The sequence below is a fragment of the Amycolatopsis sp. 3B14 genome (assembly GCF_050958625.1).
In the GTDB taxonomy this organism is placed as follows: domain Bacteria; phylum Actinomycetota; class Actinomycetes; order Mycobacteriales; family Pseudonocardiaceae; genus Amycolatopsis_E; species Amycolatopsis_E thermoflava.
The window spans coordinates 13,810-26,587 of record NZ_JBHZEN010000051.1 but is presented as its reverse complement, the minus strand read 5'-3'; the positions used below and the strand labels follow the sequence as shown (position 1 = coordinate 26,587).

General features: G+C 71.4%; 12 protein-coding genes and 1 pseudogene. 7 read left to right on the top strand and 6 right to left on the bottom strand.

What is annotated here, in order from left to right:
• Nucleotides 1-56 precede the first annotated feature (56 nt).
• The 5 genes from ACCP09_RS27215 to ACCP09_RS27195 are packed head-to-tail and all read left to right on the top strand — an operon-like array spanning nt 57 to nt 4,633.
• Nucleotides 57-1,079, top strand: coding sequence for an acyl-CoA dehydrogenase family protein (locus ACCP09_RS27215; RefSeq protein ID WP_378336506.1), 1,023 nt, complete (start codon nt 57-59; stop codon nt 1,077-1,079).
• A complete protein-coding gene (locus ACCP09_RS27210; protein ID WP_378336507.1) occupies nt 1,079-2,221 on the top strand; it encodes an acyl-CoA dehydrogenase family protein in 1,143 nt (380 codons plus the stop codon). Before ACCP09_RS27215 ends, ACCP09_RS27210 begins: the two co-directional genes overlap by 1 nt.
• Nucleotides 2,218-3,084 carry a bifunctional MaoC family dehydratase N-terminal/OB-fold nucleic acid binding domain-containing protein gene (locus tag ACCP09_RS27205; protein ID WP_378336508.1) on the top strand — a complete coding sequence of 289 codons (867 nt, stop codon included), beginning with the start codon at nt 2,218-2,220 and terminating at the stop codon, nt 3,082-3,084. Before ACCP09_RS27210 ends, ACCP09_RS27205 begins: the two co-directional genes overlap by 4 nt.
• Nucleotides 3,081-3,467 (top strand): MaoC family dehydratase, encoded by a 387-nt coding sequence (locus ACCP09_RS27200; RefSeq protein ID WP_433751411.1) that lies wholly within the window; start codon nt 3,081-3,083, stop codon nt 3,465-3,467. The genes ACCP09_RS27205 and ACCP09_RS27200 overlap by 4 nt, the downstream gene beginning before the upstream one ends.
• Nucleotides 3,464-4,633 (top strand): lipid-transfer protein, encoded by a 1,170-nt coding sequence (locus ACCP09_RS27195; protein ID WP_433751409.1) that lies wholly within the window; start codon nt 3,464-3,466, stop codon nt 4,631-4,633. Before ACCP09_RS27200 ends, ACCP09_RS27195 begins: the two co-directional genes overlap by 4 nt.
• 435 nt (nt 4,634-5,068) lie before the next feature.
• On the opposite strand, the gene ACCP09_RS27190 is transcribed toward ACCP09_RS27195, so the two are convergent.
• Nucleotides 5,069-5,479 carry a hypothetical protein gene (locus ACCP09_RS27190; protein ID WP_231960772.1) on the bottom strand — a complete coding sequence of 137 codons (411 nt, stop codon included), beginning with the start codon at nt 5,477-5,479 and terminating at the stop codon, nt 5,069-5,071.
• Nucleotides 5,480-5,564: 85 nt separating this feature from the next.
• Here ACCP09_RS27190 and ACCP09_RS27185 point away from each other — a divergent pair, with 85 nt between their 5' ends.
• Nucleotides 5,565-6,134 (top strand): DUF5134 domain-containing protein, encoded by a 570-nt coding sequence (locus ACCP09_RS27185; RefSeq protein WP_017983772.1) that lies wholly within the window; start codon nt 5,565-5,567, stop codon nt 6,132-6,134.
• On the opposite strand, the gene ACCP09_RS27180 is transcribed toward ACCP09_RS27185, so the two are convergent.
• Genes ACCP09_RS27180 through kstD form a run of 5 tightly spaced genes read right to left on the bottom strand, consistent with a single transcriptional unit; the run spans nt 6,121 to nt 11,056 of the window.
• Entirely contained in the window at nt 6,121-6,978 is an 858-nt protein-coding gene (locus ACCP09_RS27180) for a MaoC/PaaZ C-terminal domain-containing protein (RefSeq protein ID WP_027935027.1), read from the bottom strand. The genes ACCP09_RS27185 and ACCP09_RS27180 overlap by 14 nt on opposite strands.
• A gap of 11 nt (nt 6,979-6,989) precedes the next feature.
• Nucleotides 6,990-8,003: a 2Fe-2S iron-sulfur cluster-binding protein gene (locus ACCP09_RS27175; protein WP_378364135.1), complete on the bottom strand. Its 1,014-nt coding sequence runs from the start codon at nt 8,001-8,003 to the stop codon at nt 6,990-6,992.
• Nucleotides 7,993-8,259, bottom strand: coding sequence for a hypothetical protein (locus ACCP09_RS27170; protein WP_020418782.1), 267 nt, complete (start codon nt 8,257-8,259; stop codon nt 7,993-7,995). The genes ACCP09_RS27175 and ACCP09_RS27170 overlap by 11 nt, the downstream gene beginning before the upstream one ends.
• Nucleotides 8,256-9,392 (bottom strand): Rieske 2Fe-2S domain-containing protein, encoded by a 1,137-nt coding sequence (locus tag ACCP09_RS27165; RefSeq protein WP_369794319.1) that lies wholly within the window; start codon nt 9,390-9,392, stop codon nt 8,256-8,258. The genes ACCP09_RS27170 and ACCP09_RS27165 overlap by 4 nt, the downstream gene beginning before the upstream one ends.
• On the bottom strand, nt 9,389-11,056 hold the full coding sequence (gene kstD, locus ACCP09_RS27160) for a 3-oxosteroid 1-dehydrogenase (RefSeq protein WP_433751405.1): 1,668 nt from the start codon (nt 11,054-11,056) through the stop codon (nt 9,389-9,391). Before kstD ends, ACCP09_RS27165 begins: the two co-directional genes overlap by 4 nt.
• Before the next feature lie 99 nt (nt 11,057-11,155).
• Between kstD and ACCP09_RS27155 the strand changes: the two are divergent.
• Nucleotides 11,156-12,764 (top strand): annotated as a pseudogene (locus ACCP09_RS27155) (FAD-binding protein).
• Nucleotides 12,765-12,778: the final 14 nt, after the last annotated feature.

The window sequence follows — 12,778 nt, the reverse complement described above, 5'->3', positions numbered from 1 at the left end:
CGCGGCTCCTCGGCTAAGACTAGAACAGGTTTCAGTCTTGTAGCCGAGGAGCCGGTGTGGACTTCACCCTGGACGCGACCCGGGCCGAGATCGCCGCGCTGACCGCGGACGTCCTCGCCAGGGACCCCGAGCACGCCTGGCAGGCGCTGGCGAAGGCCGGCCTGCTCGCGCTCGCCCTGCCCGAGGAGCTGGGCGGGGACGGGCTCGGCCCGGCCGAGGTCGCGGTGGTGCTGACCGAGGTCGGCCGGGCGGGCGCGCAGGTGCCCGCGCTCGCCGCACTCGCGCTCGGGGTGCTGCCGCTGAACCGGATGGGCAGCCCGGAGCAGCGTGCGCGGTGGCTGCCGGAGATCGCGTCGGGCGAGGTCGTCGTCACGGCCGCGCCGCACGAGCCGTCCCGGCCGTTCGCCGCGGAGCCCTCGACCGAGGCCGTCGCCGTGGACGGCGGCTGGGCGCTGACCGGCACGAAGACCCTGGTGCCGTCGCTGGCGCAGGCCCGGTGCGTCCTCGTGCCCGCGACGCTGCCGTGGGGACCGGGCGTGTTCCTCGTCGATCCGCGGGCCGAGGGCGCCGAGGTGCACGGCACGTCGTTGCGGCTGTCCGGCGTCCGGGTGGGTGAGGCGGATCTGCTGCGGGACGGCTCGCTCGCGGACCTGCGCCGGTTCGCGCTCGCCGGCGCGGTCGCGCTCGGCGACGGCGCGGTGGCCGGAGCGCTGGCGCTGACCACCGCGCACGTGCGGCAGCGCGAGCAGTTCGGCCGTCCACTTGCGACGTTCCAGGCGGTGGCGCAGCAGATCGCGGACGTCTACATCGCCTCCCGAACGCTGCACCTGGCCGCGTTGTCCGCGGTGTGGCGGCTCGACGAGGGGCTCGACGCGGACGAGGACCTGGCGATCGCCGCGTACTGGCTCGCCGAGGAGGCGCCCAAGGCGCTCGCGGTGTGCCACCACCTGCACGGCGGCCTCGGCGTCGACATCACCTACCCGCTGCACCGCCACTACGGGCTGGTCAAGGAGCTCGCCGCGCTGACCGGCGGCGCGAGCGAGCGGCTGGACCGGCTCGGCGACCTGGTGGAGGCCTGATGCACATCGAACTGACCGCGCCGCAACGGAAACTGCGTGACGAGCTGCGCGAGTACTTCGCCGGGCTGATCACGCCGGAGGAGCGGCAGGCGCTGCTCCGCGAGCGGCACGGCGAGGTCTACCGCCGCATCGTGCGCCGGATGGGCAGCGACGGGCGGCTCGGCGTCGGCTGGCCCGAGGAGTACGGCGGCGGCGGGTTCGGCGACCTGGAGCAGCACATCTTCGCCGACGAGGCCGCGCGCGCCGACGTGCAGCTGCCGTCGGTGACGCTGCAGACCGTCGGGCCGACCCTGCAGGAGTACGGCACGCCGGAGCAGAAGGCGTTCTTCCTGCCGAAGATCCTCGCCGGGGAGGTGCACTTCGCGATCGGCTACACCGAACCCGACGCGGGCACCGACCTCGCGTCCCTGCGCACCACCGCGGTACGCGACGGCGATTCCTACCTGGTCAACGGGCAGAAGATCTTCACGACCGGCGGGCACGACGCCGACTACGTCTGGCTCGCCGTGCGCACCGATCCGGACGCGCCCAAGCACAAGGGCATCTCGATCCTGATCGTCGACACCACCGACCCCGGCTACTCGTGGACGCCGATCATCACCTGCGACGGCGCACACCACGTCAACGCCACGTACTACTCCGATGTCCGGGTCCCGGTGTCGATGCGGGTCGGCGAGGAGAACCAGGGCTGGAAGCTGATCACCACCCAGCTCAACCACGAGCGGGTCATGCTCGGCCCGGCCGGGCGGATCGGCGGGCTCTACGACCGGGTGCGGGCCTGGGCCGCCGAGCGCGATCTGCTCGGCGCGCCCGACGTCCGCCGGGCGCTCGGCGAGACGCTCGCCGTGGTGCGGATCAACGAGCTGCTCAACTGGCAGGTCGCGGCCGCGGAGCTGGACGTCGCGGACGCCTCGGCGACCAAAGTGTTCGGCTCGGACCGCATCCAGCGGGTGGCGCGGCTGGTGGAGGAGATCGTGGCCCGGCACGGGGATCCGTCCGATCCGGGCACCGCCGCGCTCGCCGAGTGGCTGGACGTGCTGGCGCGGCGCAACATCGTGCTCACTTTCGGGGGTGGCGTGAACGAGATCCAGCGCGAGCTGATCGCGACGGCCGGACTGGGATTGCCGAGGGTGCCGCGATGAGCGTCGAAGAAGCCGCTGCCCGGATCCGCGCGCAGGGCGAGTCGTCTCGCCGCCTGGCCCGTGATCCGGTGAACCAGGCGATGATCAACAACTGGGTCGAGGCGATCGGCGACGCCAACCCGCGGTACGCCGAGGGCGTCGCGCCGCCGGCCATGGTGCAGGTGTGGACGATGAACGGCCTGCACGGGCAGCGCGCGGCGGACGACCCGCTGGGCGCGATGATGGCCGTCCTCGACGAGGCCGGTTACACGTCGGTCGTCGCGACGAACTCCGAGCAGACCTACCACCGCTACCTGCGGGTCGGCGAGCACGTGTCGGCGTCGACAGCGCTGGAGTCGGTCGTGGGGCCGAAGCGGACCGCGCTGGGCGAGGGCTGGTTCGTCACCACCCGCACGTCCTGGTACGTCGGCGACGAACTGGTGGCCGACATGCTGTTCCGAGTGCTGAAGTTCGCGCCGCCCCCGTCCGCGCGGGGCGCGCTGCGGCCGGTGATCAGCCGGGACACCGAGTTCTTCTGGGAGGGCACGAAGGTCGGCGAGCTGCGGATCCAGCGCTGGGGCGATGTGCTGCGGCACCCGCCGGGGCCGATGCCGCCGGACGGCGACCTGGACGCGAAACCGGACTGGGTGGTGGCGAGCGGGCGCGGCACGGTCCACAGCTACGTCGTACACCACCGGCCCGCGGTGCCGGGCAAGCAGCTGCCGTTCGTGATCGCGCTGGTCGAGCTGGAGGAGGGGGTGCGGATGCTGGGCGAACTGGTCGGGGCCGATCCCGCGGAGGTCCACATCGGACTACCGGTGACCGCGACGTTCCTGAAGGTGGACGACGATCTGACGTTGCCGGCTTGGCGGGTGGCGCGATGACCGCCGCCGGAACCGAGCTGCCCGAGCTGGTCTTCGACGTCACGCCCACGTTCGTGATCAGCACCGCGCTGGCGACGCGGGACTTCCAGGACGTGCACCACGACCGGGACGCGGCGGTCGCGCGCGGGTCGAAGGACATCTTCCTCAACATCCTCACCGACACCGGGCTGGTGCAGCGGTTCGTGACGGGCTGGGCGGGGCCGGACGCGCTGGTCCGGTCGATCAAGATCAAGCTCGGCGTGCCGTGCTACGCGGGGGACCGGCTGGTGTTCACCGGGCGGGTCGCGTCGGTCGAGGGGCGGGTCGCGGTCGTCGAGGTGACCGGGACCGGGCAGCTGGGGGCGCACGTGAGCGGGACGGTGACCGTGGAGCTGGCGGCATGACACTGTCGGGCAAGGCGGCGATCGCCGGGATCGGCGCGACGGAGTTCTCGAAGGACTCGGGACGCAGCGAGCTGCGGCTGGCGGCCGAGGCGGTGCGCGCGGCACTGGACGACGCCGGGTTGCGGCCGTCCGATGTGGACGGTCTGGTGTCGTTCACGATGGACGGCAACGCCGAGATCGCGGTGGCGCGGGAGCTGGGCATCCCGGAGCTGACGTTCTTCAGCCGGGTGCACTACGGCGGCGGCGCGGCGGCGGCGACGGTCCAGCAGGCCGCGATGGCGGTCGCCACCGGGGTGGCCGAGGTGGTGGTGGCGTACCGGGCGTTCAACGAGCGGTCCGGGCACCGGTTCGGGCAGGTGTCGTCCGCGGCGGCGGGGCAGGTGAACTCCTCCGGGGTGGACAACGCGTTCCACTACCCGATGGGGCTGGCCACGCCCGCGGCCACGGTCGCGATGGTGGCGCAGCGGTACCTGTACGAGTACGGCGCGTCGACCGAGGACTTCGGCCGGGTGGCGGTGCTGGACCGCAAGCACGCGGCGACGAACCCGGCGGCGTGGTTCCACGGCAAGCCGATCACGCTGGCGGAGCACCAGACGTCGCGGTGGATCGCCGAACCGCTGCGGTTGCTGGACTGCTGCCAGGAGTCCGACGGCGGGGTCGCGCTGGTGATCACGAGCGCCGCGCGGGCACGCGACCTGCGCCACCCGCCCGCGATGATCGCCGCGGCGGCGCAGGGGAGCGGGCCGGACCAGTACATCATGACCAGCTACTACCGGGACGAGCTCGCGGGCCTGCCGGAGATGGGCGTGGTCGCGCGGCAGCTGTGGGCGCAGGCCGGCGCGGGGCCGTCCGACATGGACGTCGCGGTGCTCTACGACCACTTCACGCCGTACGTGCTGATGCAGCTGGAGGAGCTGGGGTTCTGCGGCCGCGGCGAGGCGCCCGGTTTCGTGGCGTCCGGAGCGCTCGAACTGGACGGCTCGCTGCCGCTGAACCCGCACGGCGGCCAGCTCGGCGAGGCGTACATCCACGGGATGAACGGCATCGCGGAGGGGGTGCGCCAGATCCGCGGCACGTCGTGCAACCAGGTGCCGTCGGTGTCGCACGTGCTGGTGACGGCCGGTACCGGCGTGCCGACCAGCGGGCTGGTGCTGGCTCAGTCGTAGCCGCGGATGAGGTGGCTCTCGTCGTCCACCAGGTCGGTGGTGTCGAGGGTGTCCTCGATGACGGATTGGTCGGTGATCGGTTCGGTGGCCGGCATCGTCCTTCGTCCTTCCTGACGTCGCCTACGGTGTGTGGTTCCCGTCACAGGGGTGGCGAAACACCGGCGATTTTCAGTGCATGGGAACGGGGATCCAGGTGGGCCAGCGTGGGCCGGCCAGTCGGCGAGCAGTATCGCCAAGATGCGAAGGTCCGGGCCGGGGCCGTTGGGGATGTGGCACGCCCGCGCGTACCACCACACGGCGTTCCGCGCCGCGAAGAACCACGCGAACCCGACGACGGAGTACAGCACCGCGCGAAGGCACCCTCCCACGCTTCCGCGGGCCGTGTCGGCTGGCTCCACCTGGTCTCCCCCTTGCGCGTCGCCCGCCAGTCTCGCATCAGTGGAGCGGAACCGGGATCCAGGCGGGCCACCCGTCCGGATGCTCGGACCAACAGGACATCTTGGGGCTGTAGGGATCGACGAACACCGGGATGTTCACCACCCAGTAGAGCCAGGTGACCAGCAGGACCACTCCGACCAGCAGCACGGGCGTCCACCAGCGCAGGCGGGGCCACAACCACCGGTGCAGGCGGTGCACCAGGCGGGCGGCCAGGGCCAAGACCACCAAGTCGATGATCAAGGCCAGCAGGATGCCAAGGTCCGGGCCGGGGCCGTTCGGGATGTGGCACGCCCGCGAGTACCACCACACGGCCTGCTGGGCTGCGAAGAACCAGGCGAACCCAACCAAGGCGTACAGGAAGGTACGAAGGCAGCCCCGGGCGAAGTAGGCTTCGAGATCGTCCTCCACTGGCCTCCCGTCCGGCCGGTTCACCGGTTGCGCCGTCTCGCGGTGTGGAATTCACCTCGATGACCTCTAGCGCACACACGCGTTCATGGGCGAACTTGAGGACGTGCAGATCCCGGTCCTGGTTGCGTGGAGCCTGACGGTGGCGTTCGCGCTGCTGGCGGTTCCCAGCGTGGTCCGGCTGGTGCGCCTGGACGCCCTCACGACCACCCCGGACACCCGCCAGCAGGACGTCGCCGAGCTGCTGATGGTCCTGGCGATGCTCGCGATGGTCTCGCCGCTCGGGGGGCCCATTCCGGCGGCCGGGTGGCAGGCCATCCTGGTCCTCACCGCCGGCTGGTTCCTGGTCGCCGCGCTGCGGGGGCGCCGGTGCTGCGCCATGCACCACCTCGTGTCCGCCGCGGCGATGCTGTACATGATCACCGCGATGCCCGGCCACCATGACGGGCCCTGGATGGCGATGACACCGGGCCGGCTCGCCTGGCCCGTTCTGGCGCTGGCCGCCATCGGCTACTTCGCCGTCGACAGCGTCCGCTCCGGCATCCTCGGCGCGCGCTGGGCCCGCACCGAGAGCCTGCGCGACCACCGCGCGGTCCGCCAGGTCTGCCGCGCCCTGATGGGCGTCGGCATGGCGTACATGCTGGTCAGCGGCTTGTGAGCAGCGCGTCCGCCAGCACCGGCGCGTCCCGCTCCACGGCGGTCGTCGTCAGCGCCAGGCCCTCGTCCGTCCGCCACACCCGCGTCCGCAACGTCTCCCCGGGCAGCACGATCCCCGCGAACCGCGCGGAGAACGACCCGACGCGCGTGACGTCGGCGTCCAGCATGGCGTCCGTGACGGCCTTGGCGACCATCCCGTACGTGCACAGCCCGTGCAGGATCGGCGCCTCGAACCCCGCCGACCGGGCGAACTCCGGGTCGATGTGCAGCGGGTTCCGGTCGCCGCACAGCCGGTAGATCAGCGCCTGCTGCGGCAGCGTCGGCGTGTCGATCACCGCGTCCGGCTCCCGGTCCGGCAGTTCGACACGCGAGGAAGAACCCCGCGAACCACCGAACCCGCCCTCGCCGCGGGCGAAGATGCTCGACCGCGCCGTCCACAACGGCGCCCCGTCCGTCGACACCACCGACGTCTCGTTGACGATCACCGCCGCCTTGCCCTTGTCCAGCACGTCCACGATCCGCGTCCGCGCGACCGCCTTGCCCTCGACCGGGATCGGCCGGTGCACGGTCACCGCCTGCGTCCCGTGCACCACCTTCGCCAGGTCGACCTCGATGCCGGGGAACGACACCGCGGGCGGCTCGTAGATGCGCAGGTTCGCCGCCACCGTCGCGAACGTCGGCAGCACCCGCAGGTCCCGCTCGTAGGTGTAGCGCAGCTCCCGCGGATCGGCCGGCCGGGCGCCCGCGCCCAGCGCCAGGTGGTAGAGCAGCACGTCGGACGGCGTCCAGGCGAACGTCAGCTCGTCGAGCTCGGCACCGATGGCGACGTCGGGATCGATGGGCAACGCGGCAACTCCTACTCGTAGGTGACCGACACCTCGTCGGTCAACGGTACCGACTGGCACGCCAGCACGATGCCGTCGGCGATGTCCTCGGAATCCAGGACCTCGTTGTTCAGCATCTTCACCTCGCCGGAGACGATCCGGCACGCGCACGCGCTGCACTGGCCCTCACGGCACGAGTACGGCGCGTCCAGCCCGCGGGCCAGCAGGAAGTCCAGCAGCTTCTCCTGACGCGGCCAGGTGAACGAGTGCTGCGAGCCGTCCAGATCGACGGACAGCGCGGTCGTCCCGGCCTCCTCCGAAGCTGCGGCGGCAGCCTTGTCCTCGAACGGGTTCCCGCCCAGGGACACGAACCGCTCCAGGTGGATCCGCTTGCGCGGCATCCCGAGGTCCTTCAACGCCTGCTTCCCGGCCGCCATGAACGCCTCGGGCCCGCACACGAACGCCTCGAACTCCGCGTACGGCCGGACCAGCTCACGCAGCTGCGTCACCGACGGCAGGCCCTGCACGCTTTCCAGCCAGTGCACCAGAACCAGCCGCTCCGGATGCTCCCGCGCCAGCGCGGCCAGCTCGGACGCGAAGATCACCGACGAGGAGTCCCGGTTCGCGTACACCAGCACGATCCGCCCGCCGCCGGAGGCCAGCGCGGACTTCAGGATCGACATCACCGGCGTGATGCCGCTGCCGCCGGCCATCAACAACAGGTCGGCGTCCAGCGATTCGGGCGTGAACACCCCAGCCGGGGCCAGGACGTCCACAGTGGAACCGGCGGAGACGTTGTCACACAACCAGTTCGACCCGTACCCGCCCTCGGTGCGTTTCACCGTCACCTTGAGCCGCGAGCCCTCGTGCGGAGCGCTGGACAACGAGTAGCACCGCGCCGCGTCACCAGCGCGCAACGTCAGGAACTGCCCGGGCCGGTACGCGAACTTCGAAGCGTGCTCGGCAGGCACGTCGAACACGATCGACGACGCCTCGGCCGTTTCCGCGATCACCTCGGCGACGGTGAGGGTGTAGCTATCCGGCATCGAGAACCCCGAACTCCCCGTCCCGCACCGCCGCGTCGATGCTGTCCACCAGCTTCGGGCAGGTGTCCAGCAGTGCGGTGTTGCGCCCTTCGGCGACCTCCTGCGCGAACACCGGGCAGCTGCCCGCGTCGGTCGTCCACTGGATGCTGGTGTGCTTGACGCTGTTCTTCTTCACCAGCACCCGCGTGCCGCACGACGCGCAAGCGTGCGGCCGCAGGCCGCCTGCCAGGAACTCGGTGCGCTCGGCGGTCGTCATCCCGCGACCCCCGCCTCTTGCTGACGGGCCAGGTTCTCGGCCACCTCCCGCGCCCACACCTCGTTGGCCTTGGTGGTGTCCACCTCGAACTCGAAGCGCCGCGTCATGTCCTCGGTGACGTCCTCGACGTCCACGTAGAACTGCTCGTACCAGCGGCGCAGCTGGTAGACCGGGCCGTCCTCCTCGCACAGCAGCGGGTTGTCGATGCGGGTCTTGTTCTTCCAGATCTCCACGTCCTGCAGGAAACCCACGCCGATGCTCTTGGCGAACTTGCCCGCGATCTTGTCCGCCTGCTCGTCCGACACGCCCGGCAGCTTCTTCACGCTCACGCCCCACTGCAGCACGAACGAGGTCGGCGTCACCGGGTAGTGGCAGTTGATCAGCACGTTCTCGATCTCGAAGCCCTTGTACGTGTTGAGCAGCGTGTTGATCATGTACGACGGGCCGAAGTACGAGGCCTCGGAGCGCAGCAGGTTGTCCTCGCCGCCGTAGTTGGACGCCATCCCGACGTCCGGCCGCCCCTTGGTGTTGAGGTACTGCGTGGCGATGTGGCCCTCGAACACGTTCTTGAAGTACGTCGGGAACGCGTAGTGGATGTAGAAGAAGTGGGCCATGTCGACCATGTTGTCGATGATCTCGCGGCAGTTGGACCCCTCGATCAGCACCGAGTCCCAGGTCCAGTTGCTCCACTCGCCGCTGAAGATGCCGTCGATGCGGGGGATCACGACGTCCGGCGGGGGCGGGTTGCCCTGCGGGTCGTGCCACACGAACAGCTGCTTGTTCTCCTCCAGCGTGATCCACGAGCGCGTGCGGGCCCGCAGCGGAACCCGTTTGGCGTAGGGGATCGACACGCACTTGCCGTTGCCGCCCCAGCGCCAGTCGTGGAACGGGCAGGCCACCTCGTTGCCCTTGACGCTGCCCTGGCTCAGGTCGCCGCCCATGTGGCGGCAGTAGGCGTCCAGGACGTTGAGCTTGCCGTCCTCGCCTGCGAACACCACGAGCTTGGTGCCGAACGCGTTGACGGCGTGCGGTTTCCCGTCGCGGAACGTCTCGGCCAGCCCCAGGCAGTGCCAGCCGCGCGCGAACCGCGCCGGCGGCGCACCCGCGTCGATCGTGCGGACTTCAGTCATCATCGACCTCCAGTGCGATTCTGGGTGGCCAGGTGGCGTGAGGCAAGGAACCCGAAGACCATCGCCGGCCCGATCGTGGCGCCCGGCCCGGCGTAGGTGTGTCCCATGACCGCGGCGCTGGTGTTCCCGGCCGCGTACAACCCGGGGATCACCGACCCGTCCTCGCGCAGCACGCGGGCGTGGGTGTCGGTGCGCAGCCCGCCCTTCGTGCCCAGGTCGCCGGGCACGATCTTGACCGCGTAGAACGGGGCCTTGTCGAGCGGGCCGAGGCTGGGGTTCGGCTTGTGGCGGGGGTCGCCGTAGTAGTGGTCGTAGGCGCTCTGCCCGCGCCGGAAGTCCTCGTCGACGCCGCGCCGGGCGAAGCCGTTGAACCGCTCGACGGTCGATTCCAGGGCGGCGGTCGGCACCTCGATCCGGGCGGCCAGTTCGCCCAGGGTGGGCGCCTTGGCCACGATCCCGGCCTTGAACCAGCGGCCCGGCAGCTTCTGCCGCGGCCCGACGCCGGTGAACATGTACCGGTCGCGGTAGCGCTGGTCGAAGATCAGCCAGGTGGGGATGTTCTCGCCGGGCCCGTCGCCCGGTCCGTACATCGCGTGCACGGCCTCGACGTAGGGCGCGGACTCGTTGACGAACCGCTCGCCGCGCGCGTTGACCAGGATGCAGCCCGGCCGGGACCGCTCGGCGAGGGCGAACCACGGCCCGCCGGTCAGCGGGATCGTGGGGCCCCACCAGGCGTCGTCCATCAGCGCGACCGACGCGCCGAGCTTGAGCCCGGCCAGGATCGCGTCGCCGGTGTTGGCCTTCGCGCCGACGGTCCACTCGGTGCCGATGGGGCTGCGTTGATACTTCGCGCGCATCTCCTCGTTGTGCTCGAACCCGCCCGCGGCGAGCACGACCCCCAGGCGCGCCCGCACAGTCTCCTCGCGCCCGTCGCGCCGGACCACCACCCCGGTGACCCGCTCGTCCTCGGTCACCAGGTCGGTCAACGGGGTGTCCAGCCACACCGGCACGCCGGCGCGGAGCAGCCCGGCGCGCAGCCCGGCGGCCAGCGCCTGGCCCATCGACAGCAGCCGCTTGCCGCGGGCCAGCCCGGTGAGCCAGCGTCCGCCGATGCGCAGGACCCGCAGCGCGCCCTTGGGGTGCCGGGCGAGCAGGCTCAGCCAGCGGTAGTCCGCCTGCGTGATCGGCACGCCCAGCGGCGCTCCGCTGTAGGGCGGTTCCAGGTTGTACAGCTCCGCGCCGAGCAGCTTGCCGTCGAACGGTTTCGGCTCCACCGACCGTCCGCCTGCCCGTCCGCCGGGGGCTTCGGGGTGGTAGTCGGAGTAGCCGGGCACCCACTGCAACCGCAGCGGCGTGACCCGGTGGACGAACGACACCACCTCGGGGCCGTGGTCGAGTAAGGCCTGGCGCAGCTCGGCGGGCACGACGTCGCCGACGATGGCCTCCAGGTAGGCCCGCGCCGCCTCCGGCGTGTCCTCCACACCGGCCGCGCGCAACGCCTCGTTGCCCGGGATCCACACCCCGCCACCCGATCGGGCCGTGGACCCGCCGAACCTGGCGGCCTTCTCGATCACCACCACGGAGAGGCCGGCGTCGGCGGCCGCGAGGGCGGCGGTCATGCCGGCGGCGCCGCTGCCGACCACCACGACGTCGAACTCGTCGGTCATGCCACCTCCGCTGGAACGTGTTCCACTTCGCTGCGCGCCTGTTCGCCGCCTCGTCCGTCACGATAGACGAGAACGTGTTTCAGTTCTAGGGTAGCGGGTGTGAACCAGACGGCGGATGTGATCGTGATCGGGTTCGGGGCGGCTGGCGCCTGCGCGGCGATCGAGGCCGCGGACGCGGGCGCGGACGTGCTCGTGCTGGACCGCTTCGGCGGTGGCGGGGCGACCGCGCTGAGCGGCGGCATCGTCTACGCGGGCGGGGGCACCGCCCAGCAGCGGGAGGCCGGGGTCGACGACTCTGCCGACGCGATGTACGACTACCTGCGGCTCGAGGTCGGCGAGGCGGTGTCAGCGGAGACGCTGCGGCGCTTCTGCTCCGAGAGCCCGGCGATGATCGAGTGGCTGGAGCGCAACGGCGTGCCGTTCGAGGGCAGCCTGTGCCCGTACAAGACGTCCTACCCCAACGACGACTACTACCTGTACTACTCGGGCAGCGAGTCCGCCGGCGGATTCCGCGACCTGGCCAAACCGGCCGCGCGCGGGCACCGCACGAAAGGGCCGGGCACGTCGGGCAAGCTGCTGTTCGCCCGGCTCGCGCAGGCGGCACGCGACCGCGGGGTGCGCGTCCTGCCCGGCACCCGGGCCGAGTCGCTGATCGTCGAGAACAGCGTCGTGACCGGGGTGCGGGTCCGCACGATGCGCGACGCGCCCGTCCGGGTCCGCGCCGCGCACGCCCGCATGGCGCGGTACGCCGCGAAGCCCGGAATCTACGTGCCGAGCGTGCGCAAGGCGCTGCAGCACCGGATCGAGCGGCTGGAGCGGCGGTACGCGCGCGAGGTGGAACTGACCGCCCGGCGCGGCGTCGTGATCGCGGCGGGCGGGTTCATCTTCAACCGCGCCCTCGTGCGTGAGCACGCGCCGGCCTACCGCGGCGGGCTGGCGCTGGGCACGATCGCCGACGACGGTTCCGGCATCGGGCTCGGCACCGCGGTCGGGGCGGCGACCGGCGAGATGCACCGGATCTCCGCGTGGCGGTTCGTCACGCCGCCCAGCGCGATGCTCAAGGGCGTCCTGGTCGACCAGGCCGGGCGGCGGATCATCGACGAGTCCCGCTACGGCGCCGCTGTCGGCGAGGTGATGATCGGCAAACACGACGGCAAGGGCTGGCTGCTCGCCGATGCGGAGACGATCGCCGAGGCCCGCCGCACCGCGCGGCGGGAGAGCCAGTGGTTCCAGTGGCTGCAGGCCCGCTACCTGCTGCAACGGGGCCGGGTGTCCGCGGCGACCCTGGAGGAGGTGGCGCGCAAGGCCGGGGTCGACCCGGCCGGGCTGGCCGCCACCGTCGAAGCCTACAACGCGGCCGCGGAATCCGGGGCCGCGGACCCCGCCGGCAAGCCGGCCGAGTACGTGCGGCCGGTGCGGACGGCGCCGTTCTCGCTGATCGACGTCTCCATCAAGCCCAGCCTGGGTTTCCCGTGCCCGATGCTCACGCTCGGTGGGCTGGTGGTGGACGAGTCGACCGGCCAGGTGCGGGACGCCGAGGGTGCCGGCATCGCCGGGCTGTACGCGGCGGGCCGGTCCGCGGTGGGAATCTGTTCCAGGTCCTACGTGAGCGGTCTCTCGCTCGCCGACTGCGTGTTTTCCGGTCGCAGAGCGGGAATTTCCGCAGCTCGACGGGCTGACTGATGACAAAAACGAGAACGTGTTCTAGTCTTGCTGGTGACC